Raw genomic sequence first — 26,710 nt, 5'->3', positions numbered from 1 at the left:
CCGCCACGTGATTTATCCGTGGAATCAATCCAAAATCGAAAATCAAAAATCCTCAAGCCCCCGCATTTATCCGTGGGCTCAATCTAAAATCTAAAATCTAAAATCTAAAATCTAAAATCTAAAATCTAAAATCGATTGACCCTGTTATCTGGACATTTCATTCATCAATGGCGGGACGGATGTTACTTTATTTAGTCAAATTTTATCGGATCACTTACTTGTTTCGATTCTCGGATGCAACTTTGCAGCACGGACACATTACGCCGATAGTGTTTGGATTCTCTGTGCCGCAGTGGCTTGTAGATTTTTTGATCCATCGAGATCCGAACACTCCGAATGGAGATATCTGGCATCGCACAAACTCGTTTTTCGGCAGACCTGCTGAGAGCGGATATATACTCCGCAGGGTTGTAGACAAAGATGGCAATTACACATCAGCTTTTCCAGATATGCTGTCTAAAGTGGAGAGTGATTGTTTAATCATTGCCCAAAAGTGAAAATATTTAGGAAAACTATATAGCGGTTCTCAAAAAAGTGAGGTATGCTTTTCGGCCCAATGCCCAATGCCCTGTTTGGCCAATGCCCAATGCCCATGAGTACCTCATCTTTCTGAGAAAGGCTATAGCATTCCTTGCAGGAGTCGTAAATTTTTTACCCCACCCCAACCCTCCCCGCGAGTTCGGGGAGGGAGTAAGAAATTCACAAATGATGCGAGGATTGCTATACAAAACCCGCTTCGTTAGGCGGGTTTTGTCGATCGAAGTGGCGGGAATAGTCGCCTTCATGGCATCATAGAAACTTGTCCCTCACATAATTGAAATAGATGACCGCTCAAAACTCCCCCGTTTCCCCCGTCACTTGGATCGAAGACCGAGTTCTGCTAATTGACCAAAACCGACTGCCGAAAGAATACGCTGTAGTCGAAATTAGCCGCTGCGAAGATATGGCTGAGGCGATTAAAACTATGATAGTCCGAGGTGCTCCGGCGATCGGGGTAGCAGCAGCCTACGGGATGTATTTGGGGGCGCGAGAAATCGAAACGGGCGATCGTACCGAGTTTTTTACTAAATTAGAACAAGTTGGCGAGTTATTGCGTTCCACCCGTCCCACGGCGGTTAATTTGTTTTGGGCAATATCGCGAATGCTCAAAACTGCCGAGAGAACTAGCGGTTCTGTCGAACAAGTGCAAAAAACTTTGTTAGAAATGGCTAAAACCATTCAAGCAGAAGACGTGCAAACTTGTAAAGATATCGGCGACAAGGGTTTAGAAGTTCTGCCAGCTACACCCGAAAAATTGAACTTACTAACTCACTGTAATGCAGGTGCGTTGGCAACAGCAGGCTACGGTACGGCATTAGGTGTATTTCGTTCTGCTTGGCGAGAAGGAAGACTCGGAAGAGTTTTTGCTGATGAAACTCGGCCCCGTCTCCAAGGTGCAAAACTCACCACTTGGGAATGCGTGCAAGAAGGAATTCCTGTCACATTAATAGCAGACAATATGGCCGCTCACTGCATGAAACTCGGCATGATTCACGCAGTAGTTGTCGGTGCGGACAGAATCGCTGCTAATGGCGATGCTGCCAATAAAATTGGCACTTACAGTTTAGCAATTGTTGCCAAAGCTCACAACGTCCCCTTCTTTGTTGCCGCGCCTCTGTCAACAATTGATTTTGAACTTTCCGACGGCAGCAAAATCCCCATTGAAGAACGCGATCCAGTTGAAATGTATCAAGTTGGAACTACGCGGATTTGTCCTGTGGGAGTAGAATTTTACAATCCCGCTTTTGACGTAACTCCAGCCGAATTAATCTCAGGAATAATCACAGAACACGGTACGGTTGCTCCTGGGGCGTTGAAACAGTTTCAGGCAAAACAATTAGTTTAATTGTATGTTGCTCAAGCGCTCATTCCACCTATTATCTGTGAAATTAAGCATGATTTCTAGCAGCCGCAACTGGCAGCTCAAAGTTGCGATCGCAGCTCTAACTCTGCCAGTTGTTTTCAGTACGGTCTCGGAAGCTCAAGTTTCACAAACGCTTACAGCTAAGGAATCACAAGCGAAAAACTTTGTGGGTTCGATGAATAAAGCCCAGCAAGTTTACTATGCTGAAAAAGCAGGCTTTACAAGTTCTGTTTCCAATCTATTGGTTTATCTAGGTCTCCAAGTTAAACCTAACTCAGCCAATTACAGCTACTCGATCGGCATGGTGAAAAAAGGTGCTGTATTTAACTACGGAGTATCGAAGCAAGCTAATCTCAAAAGTTTTGTGGGGGGAGTCTTTTTGGTGGCAAACAAGACGCAAACAATCTTGTGTATAAATGCTGCTCCTGGCAAGACTAAACCAGCTAATCCAACTAATACCAAAGGGGTTTTAGCCTGCGGTGCTAATACAGCCAAAGTTACTCAATAAAGTATGTCTAATTTACTGGGTAATTTAGCAAATAACTGGATAGTAAATGCAGATTTAGCTAAGCAATTGCTGGAACAAGAAGCTACTTTACTAGATGCTCGCGCACCCATTTTAAAGTGGTTTTGCCGTCTCCCACCAGCTATTCCCGTAACTTGGCCGGAATTTTCGCGATCGGACTTTCCTCACAAGGGAAAAATTATCGAAAATAACACAGTTTTAACTCAAAAACTGCAAGCAATTGGCATTTGTCAAGACAAACCTGTCATAGTCGTTGCCGATTCCGTGAAAGGGTGGGGCGAAGACGGGCGAATTGTTTGGATGTTGCGGACTTTGGGACAGGAAAAAGCAGTTTTTGTCGATGGAGGATATAGGGCTTTAATCAAAGCTGGAATTAATCGAGTAAAAGCTGCAAACAATCCACCGCAAACAGGAGATTTTGTAATATCTCGCCGCTCGAATTGGGAAATTCAGCGGGATGAATTGAAAGCTATTTTAGGAGATGCTAATTTAGCAGTTATTGACGCCAGAGAGCCGCGAGAATATGCAGGTAAAACGCCTTACGGAGAAAAGCGGGGCGGCCACATTCCCGGTGCGGTTCACCTCTATTACAAACAGTTAATGGATCGGCGCGGACAACTGCTAACCCGTGAGGAAATTATCGCTATTTTGCAGCAGAAAGGAGTTTCGCTGTCAACTCAAATTGTGAGTTATTGTAGTGGGGGAATTCGCTCTGCATGGTTGACTTGTGTATTGACAAATGTGGGATTTTGTGCTAAGAATTATGCAGGTTCAATGTGGGAATGGTCGGCGTCGCCGGCAGATAGCTATCCTTTGTCAGTCATCCTTCCACGGGCGGGCTAGAAGCCCAACCCCTACTCCCCACAAGAAAATTTAATGTTTGTGGAACAGGCCAGAAAGCCTGTTCTTGAGAATGGTATCTGAATTCAGATTCAACCTATTAACTACAAACGATCGAGGTTGAGAATTTCAACCTACTTGTTCGATATACTGAGCGAGATCGTCGCGCAGGCGGCTGAGTTCGGCTTCGGTGGTGACGCGCACGCGATCGTCCCTAACCGTAATCAGCACTTTCGCAGCAAAAGGAGTTGGCCAGATATTCGGGTTGCAGAAAACTTCCAAAAATACATCTCCTGCATACCGATATTCCATCGGTTTTTGGGGAGAAGCTTTAGCGCCAGCGGTTTTGGCTGCTACAGCTTTCAAGCTTTCCATCAAAGCTGCAATTTCGCTTTGCAAATCCCGCGCGGCTTGCGGGGAAAAGCTAAAGGATACAGAACCTTCGACTAAATTCAGTGTCAGCGGAGAAAGAGACATGGGCAATGAAATTTAACATACAATTGTTAATGATAAAATATACAATAACCTAAAAGAAGTACCTGCCAGCTAAATTGGACTGCGAAACTTGTATTAATTAAAAATTGTCTCAAGAAGCTAGGCTAAATTAATGAATATAAATCTAGTCGCAAGCTAGATTCAGCAATACTTTTAAGCTGTTATGACTTGATAAGCTTTAAACTAGAAGCCAGAAAACTTGAGGGCAGATCGAGGAGATTTTATGGTTGCCGATAACCGTTCCGAAGTCCGCAAGGTTTTAATAATTACTTTATTGCTCAATTTGCTGGTGATGGCAATAAAAGCAGCCGTGGGATGGCTGACTGGTTCCCTAAGTTTGCTGGCAGATGCTTTGCACAGTGTCACGGACAGCGCTAATAATATTTTAGGATTGGTAACTAATCATTATGCCAATCCGCAGCCCGATCGCGATCATCCCTACGGACACCAAAAATTTGATGCTCTCGGAGCTCTGGGAATTGCTGCTTTTCTGGGAATTGCCTGTTTTGAAATTCTCAGCGGTGCTGTTGAAAGGCTGATTAACGGGGGTAAAGTTGTCAAAATATCCCCAAATGAACTGTGGATTTTGCTGATTGTACTGGGGATTAATATTTTTGTCACCTTTTACGAGCGCAGAGTTGGCCAACGTCTGGGTAGCGCGATTTTAGTGGCTGACGCTCAGCACACGATGAGCGATGTTTGGGTGACAATTATGGTGATCGGCGGGTTGATTGGTGTTTGGCAAGGGCAGGTTTGGAATATACCTCAACTGCAATTCCTGGATGTGTTTTTGTCTTTTCCTGTGGCTGTTTTGGTATTTAGCAGCGGTTGGAAGGTTTTAAGGGAAAATCTGCCTTGGTTGGTGGATGAAATGGCGATCGCACCGGAAGTTATTCACGCGATCGCGATCGATGTACCGGGGGTTGTCAACTGTCACTCGATCGCCTCCCGTGGCGTTGTAGGGCGTCAAGTATTTATTGAGATGCACATGATTGTCGATGCTGTCGATGTAGAAACAGCTCACGGGATTACAGAAGAAGTAGAAGCCCGTTTGGAACAACGTTTCAGCCCTGTACGCATCTTAATTCACGTTGAGCCACCAGCTTACGAGTCCGACCAAATTAGCTACGATTCTGAAAAATGAAGGCACAACCAGTGATTTTGACACGGATACACGGATTAATTGAAGAATCGGGAAAGTATTTTTACTTACCGCAATTCCTCCAATTTTTTAAATCCTATCAATCGGGTTAGAGCGATCGCACTTAATTTAGTAGCTGTTTTCCACAGGAAAAGGGGGGTTTTCCACAGAAATCGGCAAGTTTTCCACAATAGATCGATCGGCTGTCGCTTATTTCTCTCTTCCTATTTGTATAAGTTCCAAGTATTTTGGATTTCTCTAGCCATTTCTTGCCGCAAATGCCAAGGTAGCAAAATTTCTACTTTTGAACCTAAAGCTCGCAACCACCTCAACGGGTAGTAGTCTGTATTTCGATAATACAGTTGATAGTAGGCATCGGTGGTTGGGCGAGAGTGGAAGGTTTCTAAAAGAGCCGATCGGTGTTCTGGGTTGGGGGTGTATTGTGTGATTAATCTGGCGACGCGATCGCAGTCTATGGCGGTAAAAGTATTGTGGATGGTGATTCCTTGCAGGTAGGAGCGATCGAAAGTGCGATCGAACCGCAATACCATCAGCGCAGTTTCTTTATAAAAGTCGCAACCCCAAGCTTCTTTTAACAGATCGTTAACTGTTTTGGGAGTTGGCAGGTTATTTTCTTGATATTTTTCTCGTAACAATTGCGGAACGCGGGGATCTTGCCAATCCAGAGGTTCTATGCGTTGAGAAATTATGCGATCGAGCCGATATTTGTACCAATTAATTTCACCTCTGGGGGTGCTGCCGTAGGCACACAAATATTTAGCTCGCTCCATAAAGTAAATGCAAACAGGATAAACAACGCACTCTTTAATCTGATCTTGATGAGCGCTGCGATAAGTTAGTAGCAAAGGAGTGATGTTGCCCGAATCCCAAATTTCCTGCAATTCACTCTGAAATTGATCCACAGAATCTTCCAGGGGACTAGATTCGGGCACTAAATAATCAACATGAAAAATAACGCGACGAGTCTCTTGATCGATCGCCTCTTCTGAAACTTGTTCCGCTAACAAAGGTAAACTCGGATCGAGAAAACTAAACATATCCAGATAAATCTGTGCTTTAAAACTCAAATTGCTCTTTGTATTAGAGCCTTTATACCTATCGAACATTGACGGTATTGTTTCTACTCGGCGATAGCTCTTACTTCTGCCAGGAGCATCAGTGACTCGTTTCAGCCAATTCCGACTCACCAGCAAATCGAAATCATTTTGCAGAGATTTGCGAACTTGAGCAAATAACTTTTCTGCCAATAGCTCGTCTAAATCGAGTTCGGAAATGGCAATCTGTTTTCGTAAAGAGCGCCGCCACTCGTTTACAGACACGTCCTCTTTAATCAACCACTGTTTCGTTGTTTTGTTGCAAGCACAATTTGGATCTGGATAGTTGGCAATATCTTCTTGCTTTTCATCTTTGTAATTCTCGCCAAAGAAAGCTGCGCGCCAATCAGCATAGGTAAAGGGACTGCTAAGGGCAATATATCCCTCGCCGCTGTACAGCCAACTTAACAAAACCCATAACCTGATGGCGCGGGTGAGATTGTGAATTTGGTCGAGGGAGCCGTTGGCTAGCTGCTGTAAAATTTTGGGGTTGGGGGGATTGCGAAAGGTTGGGTTCACTGTCGTTTGGTGAATTTATGTTGTTTTTTATAGCGTAAGGGCGATCGGAAGGGGGTGTTTCCGATAGTATGCAATAATCCGGGAGATCAAGTGGGAAGAGCTGATGACTACTTACAATATTGAACTTCAGGGTGAAGTGTTAAAAATTGGATTTGGAGAAGCTGCTCAAAACGACCAAATTGTGCGAGATGCGGCGGCTCGTTTGGAAGAAATGAGCAATTCTGGAGAATTGTCGGGAGGGCGGCTAATTAAAATTAATGGGCCGACATCTATACCTGTAGCTTGTGTTTTGGTTCACAAAGTTTCTCATCTTTACGGTGCAGTGGGAGTTTTCGACCCCAAATTGGGAAAATATGTAATTGCTATTACTCACAATCCTGAGTATAATTTGGGTGACTTAGTTGATTGATAGTTCGCTAGGTAATTGAGGAAGTTTTAGATATGACATCACAAGAAGTTGCTCTCCAAGTTATCCAGCAAGCTATCTGCACTTTAGCAGATTGGGCTGGGGCAAGTTTGCCCGATGGCTGTCCACTCTCAACAGAAGATACAGAACATCAAGCCGTGGCTAAAGCGAAAGAATTATTGTCATGGAAAAAGCCAGAAGTTAGTTACTTGGCGTTGCTATTTGATGAGGTAAAGTTTCCCGATAGCAAACACAGAGATTTTGAACCTCATTATTGTCCGGTAGTGGCTATCGAAGCTAAGGATAATTGTTATCCATCTATTCCTTATCCATTGACAGAGCCTCCAGATTTAGAAAAATACAAAGAAACTGTAAAAACCGAGTTAGAAAATCTTCGCGAACCAGACTGCAAAAACTTATCGCTGCTAACTAGGGTGTTAGAGAAGTATGGTTCTTGTCTCAGTTTTGGCGAGCGGAATATTGCTTTGATAGATATGGTGCGATCGACGGCGGCTGTTGCATCTGCTTTGGTTGACAATCCTGATGCCAACGAAATCGGTTTAATTGCTGGCGATTTATCGGGAATTCAAAAATTTATTTACACGATTTCTTCTGACGGGGCGCTGAAATCTCTCCGCGCTCGAAGTTTTTATCTGGAATTAGTCACTGAAGAAATTGTTCAGCAACTTCTGGAAGATTTAAATTTACCCCGTACTAATATCATTTATGCGGGTGGCGGTAATCTATATGTGCTGGCATCAAATGATATAAGCAAGGTAAAAGCTACTTTAGATTCTATTCTAGAACGCTTTAACAAGTGGCTCAAAAATACGTTTCAAGGTAAACTATTTTTAGCTATCGATTATTTGCATATGCCAACTACAGCTCTCAAAACTCAAGAATTTGCCGATATCTGGACACAAGTAACTAAGAACCTTGCCAAGCAGAAACTCCGCAAGTTTGAAAGTGATATTCATGACTTTATCCAACCCAAACCGAGTCATGAACCTTGCCGAGTTTGCCACCGTGATGATTTGCAGAGTCTCAAAAGTTTAAATCGCCGTGATCCTGATTCATCTCGTGCTTGTTGGATGTGTCGCACCATGTTTGAGCTGGGGGATGAATTGTTTGATATTAAAGCAATAGTGCGCTCTAAGCGGTCGAACATTAAAGGCGGAGTAGGCCGAATTTATTTGCCCAATTTTTATTACTACTTTTTTCCTGAATGCGAGGGAGCTTTAGAAGTAGCTAAAAATGATGAAACAGTCTTGCTGGTTAACGATTGGAGTTTAAAAAAATATCATAAAAATAATGCTGTGCCGCTTTTGTTAGGAAACTATGCCCAACGCAGCGAAGAAAAAGAAAAATACCAAAAAAAGGCGGGATTTATACGAGCGAATGAGATGACTGAGAAAGCCGAGGGTATTGCTAGAGTTGGCTATTTGCGGATGGATGTAGATAGACTGGGGAGAATTTTTGCTGAAGGCTTGGGTAAAAATCAAACGTTACCGAGATTGGCTGGACTTTCTCGCCAAATGAGTTACTTCTTTAAAGTCTATCTCAACAGTTTGGCAGAAAACCGCAAGGAGAATTTACTCGCAGCTCGAAACAGTGTTAAAATTTTAGAGAATGCAAAATGCTTGACAGAAGACGATCGCCCAAATCTCCTGTTCATCTACGCGGGTGGCGACGATCTATTTGTCAGCGGTGCATGGAACGAAATAGTTGAATTTGCCTTTGACGTTTACCAGTGTTTCCGAGCTTATACAGGAAAAAATCCAGATATTACTTTATCTGGGGGAATTAGCCTCGATGGTCCTAAATTTCCTCTCTATCAAGCCGCTAAAACATCGGGCGAAGCAGAAGAAGCTGCCAAAGGTAATGGTCGCGATAGTTTAGGTTTGTTTGGAGGTAAGTTTAAATGGGATGAATGGTTGGGAATTCAAAAAAACTGGGCTGTCATAGACGAGGAGATTAGAGACTACTTAAGTCCTGAATCTAAACCGGATTTGTGGGGAATCTTTCCCATTGTCGCTCCACTGAAAAATCTAGATATCAATTACTCCCGAAGTTTTATTCGCAACCTGTTGATGACTGCGGAAGCTCAAGAAGATATGCTGGCAAAAATTCAGGATAAATCGGAAGCTCAACAAAGAGAAATTCGTTACTACTTACATTTGCCGAAAATAGTTTATACTCTGGCGCGACTTCCCAGTAAAGTCAGAGAAAATGAGAATTTTGCCCCAGTGCGAACTTCTCTGAAAAATCCGTACAACGCGCCTTATTTTAGGGCGATCGCAACTTGGCTTGAACTACTCAACCGCTAATATAAAAATGCCTGAACCACCTAAAAAGCCCAATTCTCCAAATCCCCATAATCTTCTAACTAGACAGGACAAACAACAACTACACACCTCGACAGAAAAGACGGTTATGTCAGATGAACCACCTTTAGGAATTACGAAGAAGATAGTCAATACAATTACCGGCTTAAAAAGTTTAGGAGCTTATCCGATTCGCGACTTGGTTAAACACGCTGAGGAGTTTGGCCCTTATTTGAAGCAGGAACGATTAGAAACTAATCAGGTTCGGAAGTTCCTCGATGCTGTGAACCAGATGAAAGTCACTTTGGCTCAAACGAATGACTTTTCTAAAATAGAAATAGAAGTAGTTCTCCTTAAACCAAAACTAGCCTACGCCGCAGCCAGACAAAAAGCTGCAAAACCGATGAGTGAGGTGATGTCAGCGGCGATCGACAAAGTACGCAGCACCGAAGATTTTGAGCGTCTCGTTCAACTGATTGAATCAATTATTGCTTATCACAAAGCAGAAGGTGGAAAATAGCTATGCCTGTATCTCTTACACAAAAACCTTTACTCGGTAAAGTTCGCATTACCAGTACGCTGAATGTAGAAACCGGATTGCATATTGGTGGAGGCGGAGAAAGTCTCGACATCGGAGGACTTGATAAACCGGTCATTCGCGATCCTTTAACTCAGCATCCTTATTTACCTGGTTCGTCAATTAAAGGCAAACTGCGTTCCATTCTAGAACGATTGGAAAACAAGCCAGTTAACAGACCTGGTGGAAGCGGTACTTATCGCTACGAAAGCGATGATTTAGTAGATGGATTTACCGAAGTTAAGCAAGGAAGAGAAAAACCACCTCTGCTAATTTTTTACGATGGCGCTAAAACTTGCAAAGTCTGTCGCGTTTTTGGATCTACGGGGGAAGATTGTTGGGTAAAAACTGATGTGGTTGAAGCAGAGCAATTAGAAGCAGTAAAAGACGGTTCCAAGCGAAGGATTGTTAAAGCTAATGATGGCAGTAGATGGGGGAGTTTTGTAGAGGAAAGGGAAGGAGAACTTGGAGAACTATACACAAAAGTTAAAGGACGGAATGCCACAGCACGTTTGATTGTTCGGGACTGTCATTTACAGAGGGAATCTGCGGAAAAACTTGAGAGGGTAAATACCGGACTCTACATGACAGAGTGGAAGTTTGAAAACGGTATCGATCGCATTACAGCAGCAGCCAATCCCAGACAAGTAGAAAGGGTTCCTGCTGGATCAAAATTTCAGTTTGAACTGATCTACACGGTAGAAGATGCTTCTCAAGCTATTGAGGATTTGCAGAATCTGGCGATCGCACTGGCATTATTAGAAGATGATGCTCTCGGCGGACACGGTTCTCGCGGCTATGGCAAAGTCAAATTCGCGGATTTTCAGTTTTCTTTTCGCAGTTTAAATCAATACCGTCAGATAGCCAGCGGAGAATCAGGTTTGCCCCCAATACAACCCGTGGCTAATACAGAAGCACTTCTCGAAAACTTCGGCCGCTTCCGCGATGAAATTCAGCAGCGATTGCTGCCAGGAAATGGGGGCGAAGCATGAATAACTGGAGATTAGTTAAACTCAATTTTGGCAACTCTCCCGCTCATTTTGGGGAATTGGGAATTGGGATGGAGGAGACGAGCGATCGCGTGCGTTCTGACACTCTATTTAGTGCTTGGATTAGTGCTTGCGCTCGATTGTTTAAGAAGGATGACTTTGAGAAAGTATTGCAGCGGTTTCTCAACCCGCAGCCATCCGTAACGATGAGTTCGACGTTTGTCTACCGCCATCACGACGATCGCGATATTTACTATTTGCCGCGTCCTTTAAAGTTTCCCGCTAACTACCCTGCTGGTGACGGAGACTTAGAATTTTTCAAGGCTTACAAAAAGATTAATTATCTGCCTTTAGAAGTGTGGCATAAATGGTATCAGGGAGAAGGATTTACCAGTGAGGACAGACAAGAACTAATTAAGGAGACTAACAAGAAAAAATCTGATGGCTTTTTGCACGAACAGGGAACTTTTAGCTATAAAAAAGCCTTTAAAATCGGTCAAGAACCAAAAATAGCAGTAGACCGCGTTACCAGAGCAACCAACTTTTATCATACAGGTTTTGTGCAATTCCAATGGGAGCAAAATGGTAACGATATCAAAAGTCTATCGGGTTTGTACTTCCTGCTCAACTTTTCTCAGAAAGACGAAACCTTAGAAAATCAACTCTATGCTGCTTTACAACTGCTTGGTGAAGAAGGAATAGGAGGCGAACGCAGCAGCGGTGCAGGACACTTTGAGGTTGAATGGTTGTCGTTACCTGAATTTTGGCAAAAAGTAGTGGATTTCAAGGCAAGTCATTACAGTCTAATGAGTTTATTCTGGGATGATGATTTGTCAGTGCTAAAGAATTTGATAACCGAAGATAAAGATGCTTGCTATGAAACTATAGAGCGAGGAGGTTGGATTTCAGGGCAACAGTTGCGCCGCCAAATGCTGCGAATGTTTGTGGAAGGTTCGGTTTTTTCGTCGCCGCCGTTAGGAAAAATTGCTGACGTTACACCTCATCAATTAATAGATAAACAAACTAAGAAACATAAAAATCATCCGATCTACCGCAGCGGCATTAGTTTAAGTCTTCCTATCAAAGTCAAGAGTGAATAAATATCATGACTGCTACTTCTCACCTTGCCATCAAAAAGCCTGAAGCTTCCGAATCAAAGCGGATTCAGCTAACAAGTCCTATTTTACATATCGGCTCAGAAGTCTCGCGGTTGAATCCTTTTGAATATGTCCAGACATCTAAAAGGGTTTATCTCCCAGATCGGGAAGCTTTAGCAAAAGTGCTGTATCAAGGGGGTCGATTGGACGATTATATTCGTACTATTGAAGAGTCCAAAAATATTACTAAATTGCTTGAAGATGTTTTGGGCGATCAATGGTGGAATGCTACAGGTGAAGATGGCGATCGCATTTTTCCTGAAATTGCCGTCAGTCATAAATGGACTGAAAATCCGGTGACAGATTTGCGTCCGATGATTCGCAACGGCATGGGACAATTGTATATTCCAGGTTCGTCGATTAAAGGGGCAATTAGAACTGCGATTGCCTACCACCTTCTCAAACATGAAGAAGATTATCGCGTTCCCTTGTCAATACCATTTTCAAACCGAGTTAGCGAGATTGAGGCTAGGCTGCATGATAGCATGGGAGCAATCAAACATAATGCAAAATTTACTGACGATAGACTATTTATGAATAGTTTATTTTCAGATTTTGCTCTATCCTATCAAGGGCGAGCGGTTAATAGCAAAATCGGGCCAAACACCGACTTCATGCGAGCCATTAAAGTCACCGATTCTCAGCCGCTCGAATTAAAAAAAGTCACTAAGCAAGGAAAGAATGTATTTTTGAACTTACCTATAGTTGCTGAGGTAGTTGTCTCCAGTCGGTTTACCGATTATAAAGCTAAATATCGCGCTTCCATTTATGCAGAGATGGTACGCAACGTGCAGACTGAATTCACCATCAGTCTGGATACGGAAATGCTGCAATGGTTCACTCACAACGAAGGGATGCAAATACCGTTTAAAAATCTGGATGAACTGCTGAAAATTTGTCAAGAGTTTGCTCAAGAGCAATGGGATGCTGAACACGATTATTGGGAAGATATCAAAAATAATCGCTCTCAAGGTAAAGACTTAAATTTCAGCTATATTCAGGAACTATACGAACCGACTGAGTGCCCTTATAGCTTAAGGGTTGGTTGGGCAAGCGGAATGTTGGGAACTACCGTTAGTTTATGTCTTGATGAGAAATTGGTAGCAGAAATCCGTGATACTTGCGGAATCAAAGCACCGGGCTTTGAAGCACCAAAATCGCGGCGGACTGTTGTAGATCATAAGGGCGATATCAAATATGTACCTGGATGGGTAAAGTTTAAGCCATGCTAATTCGTTCTACCTGGACATTAACTGTATCCGAACCCGCTCTTTTACCGCGCGCTTACCATTTAGAATTGGTGAAGGAGTTGCATCGGCGATTAGGATTAGAAGTCGGGAGTGAGGCTGTACCTTCTGTAAGTTTTTCAGGAATTCAGGGTTTCTACCAAGTTTCAAAAGATTTTCAGACGTTTACACCAGATGAGTTTTATACCTTTTCTTTGTCGGGCTTGCAGGAAAATTCTGCAAAAGCGATCGCCTCCCTGAATCTCTCACCATCTCTCGAATTTCTAGGTGCTAAATTTGATATAATTAATCGAGAAGATGAAATCACCAGCTACGAACAACTTTACACAGAACTTGTAGCCAATGAACCCGAACCCATCCGCCGCTTCGACCTTAAATTTACAACTCCGACTGCTTTCGCACAAGGTTCGACGCACTTAGCTTTACCCGTTCCCAATCAGATGTTTCGCAGTTGGTTAGAAAGGTGGAATCACTTTGCTCCTGTTTATTTGGGGAGTGATGAATTAATCGCTTATTTGAGTCAGGCTGTTTTATTAAAACACCACAAGATTCAAACGCGATCGCACCAGTTGCCGAGAGGATATGTAAACGGGTTTGTTGGTCAAGTAACGCTGCAAATTCCTTACCGCACTGATTCCTTGCTGGCTAATGTAGCGAATTTGTTGGTTCAATACAGTCAGTATGCAGGTACGGGAATTAAAACCCGTCTGGGAATGGGTCAAACAAAGGTCAAACAAGATATTTAAGGAGTAAATATGAAAATAATTTCCTTCCTCGGTTTGAGCAAATATGAAGAAACTACCTATCTCAGTCCGATAGGTTCTGAGAAAGTTACTACACCTTTTTTTCAGGAAGCCTTAGTTGAGTTTTATCACCCAGAAACTCTATATGTATTGCTGACTCAGACAGTGGAAACATTTATTCCAAGAGGAGCAAGCGAATCTAACTGGGAAGCGCTACAAAAACGCTTGCATGGCAAGGTAAGCCTGCAACCAATCAAAAATATTCCCGAACGCAACAGTCCCGAAGATGTCTGGTCGATATTCCAACAGGTGACAAACTGTTTGCAGGATGGAGATAGCGTAATATTTGACATTACTCATAGCTTTCGCTCAGTGCCTGTTGTTGCTTTAATTGCTGTTAGCTATCTGCGCGTAGTTCGTAAAGTAAAAATTAAGGGACTTCTCTACGGTGCATTTGAAGCTAAAAATAAGGAAACTAATGAAACTCCTACTTTCGATCTGTTACCTATTGTCAGTTTATTGGAATGGACAACTGCAACTGACCAATTTATTAAAACGGGAAATGGAGAAGCTTTAGCTAGTTTACTGCATAGTAGTAATTCGACAACAGAAAATTTAGCAGCAAGTATCAAAGGGATTGCTCAAGGTTTACAATTGTTACGACCAATGGATGTAATGAGGGAATCGGCTTTGTTGCCCGATCGAATTAAAGAAGCCACACCTATTGTTTCTCAATCTGTTCCCCCCTTTGAATCATTACTAGAGCGCGTAGAGAAAGATTACGGTACGTTTGGCTTGGCAAACCCAGAAGATTACACCGCTAATTCTAAGTTTTCTTTGATTCGACAACTGAAGATGATCGAGTGGTATGACGAAAAAGGTCAAACGGTGCAAGCTTTATCTTTGGCACGAGAATGGTTGCCTTCATTGCTATGCTATCACTTTGAACTTGATCCTCTTGATAAACCTAATAGAGATGAAATGGAATTGCTGTTAGCAGGTGGTACTCGTAAAGGATCTAATGGCGTTTCTGATAGAAAATCGACTTACTTAGACCAATGGTTAGAGATTTCCAAGAAAACCCGAACGCAATTGACCAATCTTTGGGGTGGTCAGTCTAATTTAGCTAACCTGCGTAACGATGTACTACACGCAGGTTTTAGGAAAAATCCTAAAGGTGCAGAAGAGATTGTTCAACAAACCCAGCAAATTATTGAAGAACTCAAGAAAATAGCTAAAGAGTGGAAATTGACATAAAATAATGATCATTGATTGTTCTTTGTGTATTTAAACATTCTAAGGCGATCGCTCTTTTTACTAAAACCGATCGCCCTTTCCCGATACTAAAATCAGCTCCATAAAATACGCAACCTAAATCTGGTAAGCGATCGTGCCTTTGGGCGGTTACCAAACCGTCAGTTCAGTTCTCAAAGAATTTCAAATTACCTACACGGAATCTCATTTTATAGTACAAACTTTACAATGGTGACTTGATTCCGATTTGTGATATATTTTCTGGGCGCGGGGATTTTTTAGGATAATGTTCGATATGAAACGTTTAAAATTAAAATCAATGCCGGCGGCGGCGATCGCGATCGCCTTTTGTTTAATTGCGATCGCCAGTTACGCCCAAGCCAACAAGACTTTAACACTGGCGACTTCCCCAGACTACCCGCCCTATGAATTTAAAGATACGGCTGTTAGCGGCAACGAAATCATCGGTTTTGACATCGATATTGCCAAATATATTACTAAAAAATTGGGCTACGAACTGAAAGTAATTGGCATGGATTTTAACGGCTTAATTCCCGCTTTGCAGGCGGGAAGAGCCGATTTTGTGATGGCGGGAATGACTCCCACAGCAGAAAGGAAAAAAAATGTTGATTTTTCTGATCTTTACTACGAAGCTCAAAATACAATTGTCGCCAATAAAGGCAGCAATTTGACCAAAGCTGAAGATTTAGCCGGGAAAAAAGTAGGCGTTCAACTCGGAAGCATTCAGCAGGAAGCTGTGAAAAAAATGCCCGGTGTGCAACTGGCTGCTCTCAATAGAATTCCTGACATCATTCAAGAAATTAAATCGAACCGCATCGCGGCAGGAGTGATCGAGGATACTGTCGCTACGGGTTATGCAGCCGCCAACCCGGACTTGGAATTTAACACAATTCCGAATACTGAAGAAAGCGGTTCGGCGATCGCCTTTCCGAAAGGTTCGAGATTAGTTCCAGAATTCAACCGAGTCCTACAGCAAATGAAAGCCAGCGGTCAAATTAAGGAACTAGCTACTAAGTGGTTTTCTCGACCGATTCCGCAAGAACCTGCTCAAGCAAATCAGCCTGCGGTAGCGCCCAAGTTCGGGTTAGATTTTGGCAAAATCGTGCCGAGTTTACCTTATATTTTGTCCGGGCTTGGGGTAACGCTAACTTTTACCTTGCTGTCGGCATTTCTTGGGTTTATCTGGGGAATTGTCCTGTCTCTGTTTAAGATTTCTAGCATTAAACCGCTGTTCTGGTTTGCCACTGCTTATACCTCAATTTTTCGCGGAACGCCGCTAATTTTGCAGTTGACTTTAGTTTATTTTGCAACGCCGCAGCTTACGGGCTATAATATATCGGCGCTGCAAGCTGGCGTGATTACTTTTTTCCTGAATTCTGGGGCTTATATTTCCGAAACAATCCGCGCCGGAATTCAAGCCGTAGATAAAGGTCAAAAAGAAGCCGCAGAATCCCTTGGCGTTCCCTACAAACTGATGATGGGCGATATAATCTTGCCGCAAGCGTTGAAAAATATTTTGCCTGCATTGGTGAATGAAAGTATTGCTTTGCTGAAGGATTCAGCTTTAGTTTCAGTAATTGGCGTAGAAGACTTGCTGCGCCGCGCTACAATTGTGGGAGCAGAAAAGTATATTTACTTTGAACCTTTGATATTTGTCGGCGCAATTTATTATTTGATGGTGCTTAGTTTAACTTGGGGGGCCAATGTACTCGAACGTAGACTCCAAAGTAGCAGTTAAGGTCGATCGCCTGTATAGATCTTTTGGCAATCTGAAGGTTTTGCGCGAGATAACTACTGAGATTCATAAAGGAGAAGTGATTGCCATTATTGGCCCTTCGGGGTGCGGCAAGTCTACTTTTTTGCGGTGTTTGAATTTACTGGAAATTCCGACTTCGGGACACATATACATTGACGGGGTGGATATTACTCTGCCGAAGGTAGATATTCTGAAAATCCGCCAGAAAGTGGGGATGGTTTTTCAGCATTTCCACTTGTTCCCGCACATGACTGTGCTGCAAAATGTGATGTATGCCCCTGTAAAGGTGAAGCAGGTGGCTAAGGATGAGGCGCGTCTCAAGGGGTTAGAATTGCTGGAAAAAGTGGGTTTGTCAGATAAGGCCGAGGTTTATCCTTCTAAGCTTTCGGGGGGACAAAAACAGCGGGTGGCGATCGCCCGCTGTTTGGCTATGGAACCGGAGATTTTGTTGATGGACGAACCGACTTCTGCACTCGATCCAGAAATGGTTAAAGAAGTGTTAGATGTGATGAAAGCTTTGACGAAAACGGGAATTACAATGGCAATTGTAACTCACGAAATGGGTTTTGCGCGGGAAGTCGCCCACCGGATTTTGTTTTTGGATGGCGGAAAGGTGGCGGAAGATGTGCCGCCGCAGGAGTTTTTTAGTAGCCCGAAGTGCGATCGCGCCAAGCAATTTCTGGAAAAAATGCTTTAATTCATATAAGAATTAGAGTTTTTAACCGCAGAGGACACAGAGGACACAGAGAGAGTTAGAGGAGAAAGAGAAAGTTGCGGTAGGGTGCGTCAGTTTGAGATGCTCGATCGCCACGGAAAGTATAATAATGTTGCTCGGATGATTAACTTGGTAATTCTGTTAGAAAAACGTGAGAATTCTTTGAATCACCTGGGTATTAAAATCTTTCGGAAAGCGGTCTCTTTCCTGAGCGTGATCTAGAAAGAAAGTCTTGGGATAATAAGCAAGACTGGCTTCCATCTCGCTAATCTTTTCTAATAAGGGTTCGATGCGATCGATTTTGTCGGGATGGCGATGTTGGATGAGAGTCGCAGCATTCCTAAAATGCCGCCCCTCATCCTGCGTGACCAAATGTCCTACGCGAGCAAAGCCGTTCCCATAGTGTTGGTAGAATTCCTTAATATCCCGGTGATAAGACCACACGGAACCCATTTCGTCAAACATTAAACCAACTAGAATGGTGAATTCGTTCTCAATCAGAAACGAGATCGGTTCGAGTTCATGCACCCGACTCTGGTTTTTTTGGTCGATCGCCTCTGGGGACAAACCTGATACCATGTGATAGACCTTACGTAGAGCAACGTAGTGCCGTAATTCGTCTTGCAGCCAAAGTTCGATCGCACTCATGAATTCTAACGAGAACTCCGAACTGCGAGAGAGGAGATGCTCGTAGAGTGGCTGACTGTCTCCCTCAGAGAACACATCTCGGCTCAGGAGATCCATAAATCCAGCCTGAATTGTAGGCGCAACTTCGGGAATTTTAAACTCATCGGCAATAAATTCATCTACACTCCACTCACTGCTAAGAATCGGAATTCCCCGGACATCATGAGTTTGTAATTTCATAGTTTTTGTGATTAGAAGTTAAGTATTCACCAGACGATCGCTCACGATATGCGGAACGATTAAGCAATGTCGTCCGGTGATCGGATTGGTATCTCCGCGCAATACGATGCCGGATGGAGTATCCCCGACAATCCAGGAACCTACGACGAAGTGGTAGCCAAAATATTCGGGCAAGGGTTGATAGGACTGAATAATGAATCCTTCGCGATCGTAGCCCATCGCCTCGCGGGCGTGAACGGCTCCGGCAACAAAATCGCCTGTTTCAATAGAAACCCCAACACCTTCTAGACCCACGAGGGGCTTTTTGACGTGCATTTGGGTCAGTAATGCTGTTGATTCGATCGAGATAGTATCTGTGAAGAAAGTGGGTAGCAAGAATTGAGCGTACACTGGGTGGTTGCCAAATAATTCCCACATCCACACCATCGATCCTTTATTGCTTAAAATCTGTTTCCACAGCGGTTCAATGATTTTCACGTCCCCTGCTATCAGGCGCGATGCTAGGGCTTCATCTGCGTTAAAGGATTGGCTGGCGAGTTGCAAATCCAGCCAATCGACGATTTTCCACAGCCGCAAGATCCGATTATTGAATTGATCGACAAAAAATCCTTCTTCATCCACGCCCAGATGGTTACGCAATCCTACAAGTTGGGTGAAAAAGCGATCGTTTCCCAATTCTTGATTAATAATTTCGACCAGTTGTCCTGCCATCTCGGTATCTTCTGGCAGATGCTCGTCAATTAACAAGCTCAGGCCCAACTGCTTTAAATCATAATGACGACTTAGAGTGCGGAATCGACCCGCAACTTCGTCCCAAAAGTTGTTGAACTGATTGGCATCGTTGGGAAGCGAACGCAAATCTCGGCTTGTTTTTTTCATGTCATCTAACCACAGCCATTGATAGACTGTTTCTGCACCCAAGAGAGGAGTTTCGCCGTTGATTTCTAGAAGGCTAATTTTTCCATCTTCAGTGACGGCAAGATCGAAACGGGTATAAAGAGACATATCTTCTGCTTCGTCAACCCGATCCCACGAAACCTGAATTGCTTCCCAGAAAGCAGGGGGAATAGCGAGTTTTTTCATCCGATTTTCTAGGCCATCAGCGGTGAAAAACCAGTCCAAAAACTCCCGACACATATCCCAAAGAGCCTCAGTAGCATCCCAGATTCTCGCCTCTTCCTGGCGCGAAAACATCACCCCAAAAGGACGGTCTAAGGCTTCTGCCCAGTAGCGTTGGTTGATGTCTGCAAGAGGCTGACATTGGTAGGCGTTATCTAATACGTGCTGCTGCCAGTTGCGTCGTCGCTGAAACAAAAAGGGATACATGGTTGAAGCGCCTTGCTAGTGGTGTGGAACTCAATGAGCTACAAAAACAGAGAAAAGAACTAGAGAAAAAATAGTTGTGGGATGAATCGCCGCTCAAAAATGCTTGCATTCTATCAATTCGGGCGGGGCCGGAATGATATCAAATCCGCGCTTCTAAGTCGGGCGTAAAGTCGAATCAAGCTGCCAACAAATAATTCGCGCAATTTTCCTTTTTTTGACTCACAGTCAACAGTCAACAGTCAACAGTCAACAGTCAACAGTCAACAGTCAACAGTCAACAGTCAACAGTCAACAATGATAAGGAGTGCAACCGGAATCGATGTCATTTGCCTCCGCTTCCCAAAGGAGCCGTGGAGCGGACAGAATTACCAAAGCTCCCTCGTCCCTTGATGGTTCCGCGAGCTGCGTGGCCTGGGGGGCGATTTGGGGTGTCGCGACTGGAGGAAAAGTAGGGAGAATCTAGCGGTATGCCCTGTAGGGGACGAGTAATCTGGGTTCTATCTGGAGTTACAATTCCGATGTTGGAGCGGTAAACGGGTTGCACTGGATAAATCGTGTAGGAGCCGCCGTTGACGCCGTTGACCACTGTTGGAGGGGCATCATCATCGACATCATCGGTGAAATAGAAGCCGCCGAAGTCTGGTCGCCATCCGGGGGTAGCAACGCTGGAATTCGATACCTGCGAGCAAATGCTTGCTGTGTCTTCTTGGCATTCTGGCTGCGTGCGATACACGGGCGTAATGCGTTCGTATTCCTGCATTGCGTACCGGAACTGGGCCTGACACTGCTCTTTGGTGAACCCGTTGCTTTGGTTCGTCGCATCTACAATACATTGCTGTTCGGATGCGTAGTAGCGTACTTCGTTGGGTTGCCGCAACATGGTATAAGCAAGATAGCCTAATCCACCGATCGCCAGTACACCGGATGTAATTAGAAGGTAACGAATTGTTGTCGTTCGATTGTTGTGATGAGTCATGGCTAACCGGAGGTTAGAGTCATTATTTCAAAGAACCTGGAATGTGATGAATTTGCTGCCAATGAGATGATTGGATTTACACGGTCAACCAAAGTTCAAGTAATTTACCTAAGTCTGTGAGTTGGCACTCACGACTTTGATTATAGCTTTTACTACATTGCCCGATTCAGGGATTCCTCGATCGCAGCAAATTATATTCCTCAAATATTTTATTTCAAATTCACCTTTTTTTACTGTGCCGATCGCGCTGGCGATCAAGTTTAGCTAAAAATGCACCCGAAACATCCGCCAGAATGCTAATTATCCGATACAAAGCCACCGCACTCAGAATTATACCCGTAGAAAAGCGATCGGACAGCAGGGCGATCGCCGTTGCTTCAAATACTCCCATTCCCCCCGGTGCTCCCGGTACGACTAAACCGACAACAGGTGGATATTACTTTGCCGAAGGCAGATATTCTGAAAATCCGCCAGAAAGTAGGGATGGTTTTTCAGCATTTCCACTTCCGCACATGACTGTGCTGCAAAATGTGATCAATGCGCCTGTAAAGGTGAAGCAAATTGAATCGGATGAGGCGCGTCTGAAGGGGTTAGAATTGCTGGAAAAAGTAGGTTTGTCAGATAAAGCCGAGGTTTATCCTTCTAAGCTTTCGGGGGGACAAAAACAGCGGGTGGCGATCGCCCGCTGTTTGGCTATGGAACCGGAGATTTTGTTGATGGACGAACCGACTTCTGCACTCGATCCAGAAATGGTTAAAGAAGTGTTAGATGTGATGAAAGCTTTGACGAAAACGGGAATTACGATGGCGATTGTAACTCACGAAATGGGTTTTGCGCGGGAAGTCGCCCACGGGATTTTGTTTTTGGATGGCCCAAAGGTGGCGGAAGATGTGCCACCGCAGGAGTTTTTTAGTAACCCGAGGTGCGATCGCGCCAAGCAATTTCTGGAAAAAATTATTTAATTCAAATTAACCTATTTTCGGCACGGAAAGTCTAATTCTGGGATACCATTTATTGCGTGGTGCGTCAGCTTTGAGATAGTTAGTTTGTGACGCAAATAATGCGAGCTGACGCACCCTACTTCATTGTTACTCCATTTTCCTTTTAAGTATCTTCATTTAAGTAATACTTAGATTTAAAAACGAAGTCTCTTCCAACAAGCTTTTTCTCCGCAAATTTACTGAGTTTAGTCCAAAAAATATTAAGTTTAATTCAAGCAAATGAAAAAGGAGTAAGCACTGCCATACAATATTTAAATTGCGAACGTCCCAAGCGCATAATTCCCCAATTTCCACCTAGCTAAAGGTATATCATGCCACACAAAATTTCCCAAACTCTCAAAGCGATCGCTGAAAGTCCGAAAGCGATTGCATTTATCGATACTGCTGTCCCTGACTGGAAGACTCTAGTTGACGGCGTTACCCCTGGAACAGAAGTAATCCTGCTGGATTCTAATCACAACGGGGTAGAACAAATTGCTCAAAAACTGCGGGGCGGTAACTTCTCAGCAGTTCACATTGTATCGCACGGCGCTGTCGGTTCTCTGCAACTGGGCAATACGATGTTGACTTTGGATACATTGAGCGATCGCGCTCTCACCCCAACCTATATCATAAATGAAGAAAACCGGGGTGTAGTGTCTCTCCCCCCCCCCCCGAAATTGCGACTTTGTGCTGTGGGTAAAGGAATGGGCAAAGGGGCTGACAAGTACAAGTAATGCTGAGATTCTTCTGTATGGTTGCAACGTAGCAAAGGGAGATTTGGGTGCTGCTTTCGCACAGCGGTTAAGTCAGCTAACAGGGGCTAATGTGGCAGCTTCTACGAGTCTGACGGGTAGTGATCAGAAAGGCGGCGACTGGGAATTGGGGTATACAACTGGGGCGATGGATGCCTCTTTGGCGTTTGGGCCACAGGTGCGATCGGCTTACCAAGGGATTTTGGCGATTAAAGTCACTTACGATACACTATTTCCTCCAGAAGCGAAAAATGCGTTTGATTACGCAGTTAATATCTGGAATCGGCTACTTGACACATCAAAAGCAGACGTAGAAGTTAAGGCTACTTGGTCATCATCCTTGGGTTCAGGTTCAGGAGCTCTTGGTAACACCTCTATCACGGATGCTCAAAACTTTACTGGTGCCCCGTTACTAAATATCAGATATCCGTTCCCGCTGGCAAATCAGTTAGCTAGCACGGACGTTAATGGTGCGGCAAATCCAGACGTTGAAGTGCAGATGAATAGCTTAACCGACTGGTATTTTGGTACTGATGCTAAACCAGTATCTACACAGTTCGATTTTTCCACAGTTGCCTTGCACGAACTCGGTCACGCACTGGGGTTTAATGAAAGTTCTTTTTTGGATACTTCCAACCAAGGAAGGTACCTAAACGGTACTCCCAACATCATGGATACTTTCAGGGAGAATATTGCTGGTGAGCGCCTTTACCCTACTTATCCATCCCCTTCTATTGCGTTAGGCGCTCAATTAACTAGCGGCAATGGTTTCTTTGGGGGTGCAAATGCGATCGCAGCCAATGGCGGCAACCGCCCCCGACTTACCGGCTCCCCTATCAATTTTGATTTTGACCACTTAGAAGATTCTATTTATCCATTGGGGAACCCCAATAACTTGATAGTAACTGGAAGAGATCGAGGAGTAGCCGTCCATACTCCCGGTCCCATTATCCTTGGGGTACTTCAAGATTTGGGTTGGAAATTGAACGCTGAGTTAGGGGTGAATGTGACTGTAGACAATGCCACACCGAAAGAAGGAGATACCGTCACCTATACCGTCACCGCTAAAAACTCTCCCCTTCACACTTTCAATAGTGTTTCTTTGGGTGGCAATGCTAGTAACGTCAAGCTAACGAGCTTGTTGCCAACAGACCTCACCCTCACAGGAAATACCCCCAGCCAAGGCACTTACGACTCTACTACTGGTGTCTGGAACTTAACCAACTTACCTGTTAATGCCACTGCGACCCTTAGCCTCAAAGCCACAGTAAATTCTGGTAGTACCGGAAAAACTATCTCTAACAACGTCGCGGTTACTTCGGACAATAATGACCCTGATGCCACCAACAATAGCAGCAAGGTTGACATCAGTGTAGGATCACCAACGGCAACACCAACTCCGACTCCGACTCCAACTCCAACAACACCAACTCCGACTCCAACAACTCCAACTCCAACAACTCCGACTCCAACAACTCCAACTCCAACAACTCCTACTCCAACAACTCCGACTCCAACAACTCCAACTCCAACAACTCCGACTCCAACAACTCCGACTCCAACAACTCCTACTCCCACAACTCCTACTCCAACAACTCCTACTCCAACAACTCCTACTCCAACAACTCCTACTCCAACAACTCCTACTCCAACAACTCCTACTTCAACAACTCCTACTCCGACTCCAACTCCGACACCACCAACTACTCCAACTCCGACACCAACTCCAACAACAACTCCAACACCAACAACAACTCCAACACCGACACCTGCACCATTAGTATCTATCTTTTCACCCAAACCTAATGCCACAGACGGCGGTGAACCAACGGGACTGCCACAAAATCTTAGCGGGCCTGGATTTTACTTTTTCACAGACAATGCTGATACTGTTATACCGCCAGATGCGATCGGTAAAGGAATCGTAGCCCTATCCGGCAATGACTCTTTAACAGGTACGAATAACGATGAAATCTTCAGTGGCAATCAAGGTGCTGATACACTTAACGGACTGGGTGGCAACGACATTTTGTTAGGCGGAAAAGGCTCTGATAGCATTGATGGCGGTGCTGGCAACGACTTCCTCAGCGGTAATAACGACAATGACAGCCTAATAGGAGGAGAGGGCAATGATGTTATACGGGGCGGCAAGGGAAATGATACTCTCAATGGCGGTGCGGGCAACGATATACTCATAGGCGATCGCGGCCCAGACATTCTCACAGGCGGTGATGGCAATGATGCTTTCTTTTTCGCCGTAGATGAAGATGCAACTCCGATTAATCAAACAGATGTGATTACGGACTTCCGCCCTGGAGATTCAATTGGTTTGATGGAAGGACTAACATTTTCTGCTCTCACTTTTGAGCGTGTGAATTTGCAGCTTGACGGCGCAACACCTGTGGCTTCTACGGCTATTAAAGTGGGTGATAATTATTTGGCTATAGTCTCTGGGGTAGCTCAAGATGCCCTGAATGCTAGCGTTTTCTTCAAAGCCTAGAGCGATCGCACGGGCAGGAGCAAGGCATTTATGGAATTGGGCTCGGCAGCTATTCCTGCGGCCCAATTGCTTGTTCTAAAAATAAGGCGCTCACTTCTATAACCTGCTTTTGCGTTATAAAATCATCAATTCCGTTGGCAGCTTGATGGCAGTATTCCTATTACCTGCAATCTGCTCTAATCTGACATTCTCAACGGCGCACCCTAGAATGACGACAATATGCGGTTTTAAATTCACCTTTTTTGACTGCGCTGATTTCGCTGGCGATCGAGCTTTGCTAAAGCAGCACCCGAAACATCCGCCAGAATGCTAATTATCCGATACAAAGCCACGGCACTCAAAATTATACCCGTAGAAAAGCGATCGGACAGCAGGGCGATCGCCGTTGCTTCAAATACTCCCATTCCCCCCGGTGCTCCCGGTACGACTAAACCGACAACAAACGCAAAACAAAAAGCACCGAACAAGTTGGGAATATTGCTAAAGTTCACCGGAGTTAAAGCCATTACCGTTAGCAAAAAACCGCAGCCCCGCAATCCGATAAAACACATTTGTCCGATTAACGGCACTAAAGGATAGCGTTTAATTGGCAAATTAATTTTGCGGCGGGACTTGACATTCGATGTTTTTTTAGCTAGATTGGAGGTAGACTCTACACGAAAATTCTGTTTCTCGCCCGCAGCCTCCCCAGCCTGGGGATTTTCCCCATTGTTCTTGGATAACTTTAACCGCTCTACAAAGAGAACGATCGGATTTAAAATTCGGGGATGAATCGCCGTTAAAATAGCAGCACAACCGACAATCCGCAACCACCAATTGAATTTGTCAAAACAAATCAACCCAATCAAAACGCCCGCCGAAGCCATCAGCAGCGGTTCCAGCAACACGCTGAGAGTAGCAGCTTTCGGGAAAATGCCTGCCTTTTTGGCTTCCAATATTCGACCCCAAAAATGCCAAATATTCCCCGGCAAATACTTGGCAATATTAGTTTTGAGAAAAACTTGAATTGCCCAGGCGGCAGTTACAGGTTGGCGGAATTCCCGCAAAATCAACATCCACACCCAGCCCACGAAAATTAGAGAAAGTAAAGTGACGCCAAGGGCGATCGCCAGCAACGGAAAACTTTCGGCTCGAATTTGGATATTCGCGACTTCTCGCCAGTGAGTTAAAAAAGCTTTGGCAATAAATAAAAACGTCCCGCCCAAAATCAAATACCGCAAATAAGGCTTTAAATGCGACTTCGCGATCTTGAAAAAATTTTGAATTCGACGCAAGTGTTGTTTTCCCATTTTCTGATCCCGATTTTGAATTTGGGATTAAGTTAGACTGTTTTAGATTTTATATTTTAGAGCGGCTAAGGCGAAATTGTGGTTGATTGACACGGCATGATATGACGGAATAAATCTGTTTAACCTGAGATGTTGCACCATTGTCAAGAACGGGCAAGATGCCCGTTCCACAATAACTCAACATTTTTGTGGAACAGGCATCTTGCCTGTTGGTTCCACAATAACTCAACATTTTTGTGGAACAGGCATCTTGCCTGTTGGTTCCACAATAACTCAACATTTTTGTGGA

General features: G+C 44.2%; 24 protein-coding genes. 18 read left to right on the top strand and 6 right to left on the bottom strand.

Going from position 1 to position 26,710, the window contains the following annotated elements; all coding sequences use genetic code 11:
- Positions 1–179: 179 nt before the first annotated feature.
- From QT990_RS30705 to QT990_RS30690, 4 genes are all read left to right on the top strand, one after another.
- Positions 180–497, top strand: a complete 318-nt coding sequence (locus QT990_RS30705; RefSeq protein WP_333466168.1) for a hypothetical protein — start codon at positions 180–182, stop codon at positions 495–497.
- Positions 498–823: 326 nt separating this feature from the next.
- The gene (gene mtnA, locus QT990_RS30700) at positions 824–1,885 is read left to right on the top strand and encodes an S-methyl-5-thioribose-1-phosphate isomerase (RefSeq protein ID WP_333466167.1); all 1,062 of its coding nucleotides are present in this window, start codon (positions 824–826) and stop codon (positions 1,883–1,885) included.
- Positions 1,886–1,934: 49 nt separating this feature from the next.
- Complete coding sequence (locus QT990_RS30695) at positions 1,935–2,411, top strand: type IV pilin-like G/H family protein (RefSeq protein ID WP_333466166.1); 477 nt, start codon at positions 1,935–1,937, stop codon at positions 2,409–2,411.
- Between the two features lie 3 nt (positions 2,412–2,414).
- Entirely contained in the window at positions 2,415–3,272 is an 858-nt protein-coding gene (locus QT990_RS30690; RefSeq protein WP_333466165.1) for a rhodanese-like domain-containing protein, read from the top strand.
- Positions 3,273–3,398: 126 nt separating this feature from the next.
- Here the strand turns inward: QT990_RS30690 and QT990_RS30685 are convergent, their stop codons facing one another.
- Complete coding sequence (locus QT990_RS30685; RefSeq protein ID WP_015174783.1) at positions 3,399–3,746, bottom strand: hypothetical protein; 348 nt, start codon at positions 3,744–3,746, stop codon at positions 3,399–3,401.
- Between the two features lie 241 nt (positions 3,747–3,987).
- On the opposite strand from QT990_RS30685, the gene QT990_RS30680 reads away from it, so the two are divergent.
- On the top strand, positions 3,988–4,908 hold the full coding sequence (locus tag QT990_RS30680; RefSeq protein WP_333466164.1) for a cation diffusion facilitator family transporter: 921 nt from the start codon (positions 3,988–3,990) through the stop codon (positions 4,906–4,908).
- Positions 4,909–5,129: 221 nt separating this feature from the next.
- Here the strand turns inward: QT990_RS30680 and QT990_RS30675 are convergent, their stop codons facing one another.
- Positions 5,130–6,539 carry a TIGR03985 family CRISPR-associated protein gene (locus QT990_RS30675; protein WP_333466163.1) on the bottom strand — a complete coding sequence of 470 codons (1,410 nt, stop codon included), beginning with the start codon at positions 6,537–6,539 and terminating at the stop codon, positions 5,130–5,132.
- A gap of 103 nt (positions 6,540–6,642) precedes the next feature.
- On the opposite strand from QT990_RS30675, the gene QT990_RS30670 reads away from it, so the two are divergent.
- From QT990_RS30670 to QT990_RS30625, 10 genes are all read left to right on the top strand, one after another.
- A complete protein-coding gene (locus QT990_RS30670) occupies positions 6,643–6,948 on the top strand; it encodes a CRISPR-associated protein Csx3 (protein ID WP_333466162.1) in 306 nt (101 codons plus the stop codon).
- A gap of 32 nt (positions 6,949–6,980) precedes the next feature.
- A complete protein-coding gene (gene cas10, locus QT990_RS30665; protein ID WP_333466161.1) occupies positions 6,981–9,272 on the top strand; it encodes a type III-A CRISPR-associated protein Cas10/Csm1 in 2,292 nt (763 codons plus the stop codon).
- A 106-nt stretch (positions 9,273–9,378) separates the two neighbouring features.
- Positions 9,379–9,789, top strand: a complete 411-nt coding sequence (gene csm2 / locus QT990_RS30660; protein ID WP_333466160.1) for a type III-A CRISPR-associated protein Csm2 — start codon at positions 9,379–9,381, stop codon at positions 9,787–9,789.
- A 59-nt stretch (positions 9,790–9,848) separates the two neighbouring features.
- A complete protein-coding gene (csm3, locus tag QT990_RS30655) occupies positions 9,849–10,838 on the top strand; it encodes a type III-A CRISPR-associated RAMP protein Csm3 (protein ID WP_445305464.1) in 990 nt (329 codons plus the stop codon).
- Positions 10,835–11,935: a type III-A CRISPR-associated RAMP protein Csm4 gene (gene csm4, locus QT990_RS30650; RefSeq protein WP_333466158.1), complete on the top strand. Its 1,101-nt coding sequence runs from the start codon at positions 10,835–10,837 to the stop codon at positions 11,933–11,935. Before csm3 ends, csm4 begins: the two co-directional genes overlap by 4 nt.
- Before the next feature lie 5 nt (positions 11,936–11,940).
- Positions 11,941–13,224 carry a type III-A CRISPR-associated RAMP protein Csm5 gene (csm5, locus tag QT990_RS30645; RefSeq protein WP_333466157.1) on the top strand — a complete coding sequence of 428 codons (1,284 nt, stop codon included), beginning with the start codon at positions 11,941–11,943 and terminating at the stop codon, positions 13,222–13,224.
- A complete protein-coding gene (cas6, locus tag QT990_RS30640) occupies positions 13,218–13,985 on the top strand; it encodes a CRISPR system precrRNA processing endoribonuclease RAMP protein Cas6 (protein WP_333466156.1) in 768 nt (255 codons plus the stop codon). Before csm5 ends, cas6 begins: the two co-directional genes overlap by 7 nt.
- 9 nt (positions 13,986–13,994) lie before the next feature.
- Complete coding sequence (gene csx2, locus QT990_RS30635; protein WP_333466155.1) at positions 13,995–15,239, top strand: TIGR02221 family CRISPR-associated protein; 1,245 nt, start codon at positions 13,995–13,997, stop codon at positions 15,237–15,239.
- A 292-nt stretch (positions 15,240–15,531) separates the two neighbouring features.
- Positions 15,532–16,995, top strand: coding sequence for an ABC transporter substrate-binding protein/permease (locus QT990_RS30630; protein ID WP_333466154.1), 1,464 nt, complete (start codon positions 15,532–15,534; stop codon positions 16,993–16,995).
- A complete protein-coding gene (locus QT990_RS30625; RefSeq protein WP_333466153.1) occupies positions 16,961–17,710 on the top strand; it encodes an amino acid ABC transporter ATP-binding protein in 750 nt (249 codons plus the stop codon). Before QT990_RS30630 ends, QT990_RS30625 begins: the two co-directional genes overlap by 35 nt.
- A 159-nt stretch (positions 17,711–17,869) precedes the next feature.
- Here the strand turns inward: QT990_RS30625 and QT990_RS30620 are convergent, their stop codons facing one another.
- From QT990_RS30620 to QT990_RS30610, 3 genes are all read right to left on the bottom strand, one after another.
- Positions 17,870–18,595, bottom strand: coding sequence for a hypothetical protein (locus QT990_RS30620; protein WP_333311041.1), 726 nt, complete (start codon positions 18,593–18,595; stop codon positions 17,870–17,872).
- 18 nt (positions 18,596–18,613) lie between these two features.
- Positions 18,614–19,921, bottom strand: coding sequence for a glutathionylspermidine synthase family protein (locus QT990_RS30615; RefSeq protein WP_333311040.1), 1,308 nt, complete (start codon positions 19,919–19,921; stop codon positions 18,614–18,616).
- A 322-nt stretch (positions 19,922–20,243) separates the two neighbouring features.
- Positions 20,244–20,897, bottom strand: coding sequence for a DUF1190 domain-containing protein (locus tag QT990_RS30610; protein WP_333311038.1), 654 nt, complete (start codon positions 20,895–20,897; stop codon positions 20,244–20,246).
- Between the two features lie 293 nt (positions 20,898–21,190).
- Here QT990_RS30610 and QT990_RS30600 point away from each other — a divergent pair, with 293 nt between their 5' ends.
- From QT990_RS30600 to QT990_RS30590, 3 genes are all read left to right on the top strand, one after another.
- Positions 21,191–21,859, top strand: a complete 669-nt coding sequence (locus tag QT990_RS30600; protein WP_445305463.1) for an amino acid ABC transporter ATP-binding protein — start codon at positions 21,191–21,193, stop codon at positions 21,857–21,859.
- Between the two features lie 350 nt (positions 21,860–22,209).
- The gene (locus QT990_RS30595; protein WP_333466152.1) at positions 22,210–22,614 is read left to right on the top strand and encodes a DUF4347 domain-containing protein; all 405 of its coding nucleotides are present in this window, start codon (positions 22,210–22,212) and stop codon (positions 22,612–22,614) included.
- Positions 22,568–25,132: a DUF4347 domain-containing protein gene (locus QT990_RS30590; protein ID WP_333466151.1), complete on the top strand. Its 2,565-nt coding sequence runs from the start codon at positions 22,568–22,570 to the stop codon at positions 25,130–25,132. Before QT990_RS30595 ends, QT990_RS30590 begins: the two co-directional genes overlap by 47 nt.
- Positions 25,133–25,365: 233 nt before the next feature.
- Here the strand turns inward: QT990_RS30590 and QT990_RS30585 are convergent, their stop codons facing one another.
- A complete protein-coding gene (locus tag QT990_RS30585) occupies positions 25,366–26,421 on the bottom strand; it encodes a UPF0104 family protein (RefSeq protein ID WP_333466150.1) in 1,056 nt (351 codons plus the stop codon).
- Positions 26,422–26,710: the final 289 nt, after the last annotated feature.

It is taken from the genome of Microcoleus sp. T3_B1, assembly GCF_036700445.1.
Taxonomy (GTDB): Bacteria; Cyanobacteriota; Cyanobacteriia; order Cyanobacteriales; family Microcoleaceae; genus Microcoleus.
Note: the sequence above shows the minus strand (reverse complement) of the source record. Positions and strands in the feature narration are given on the sequence as shown.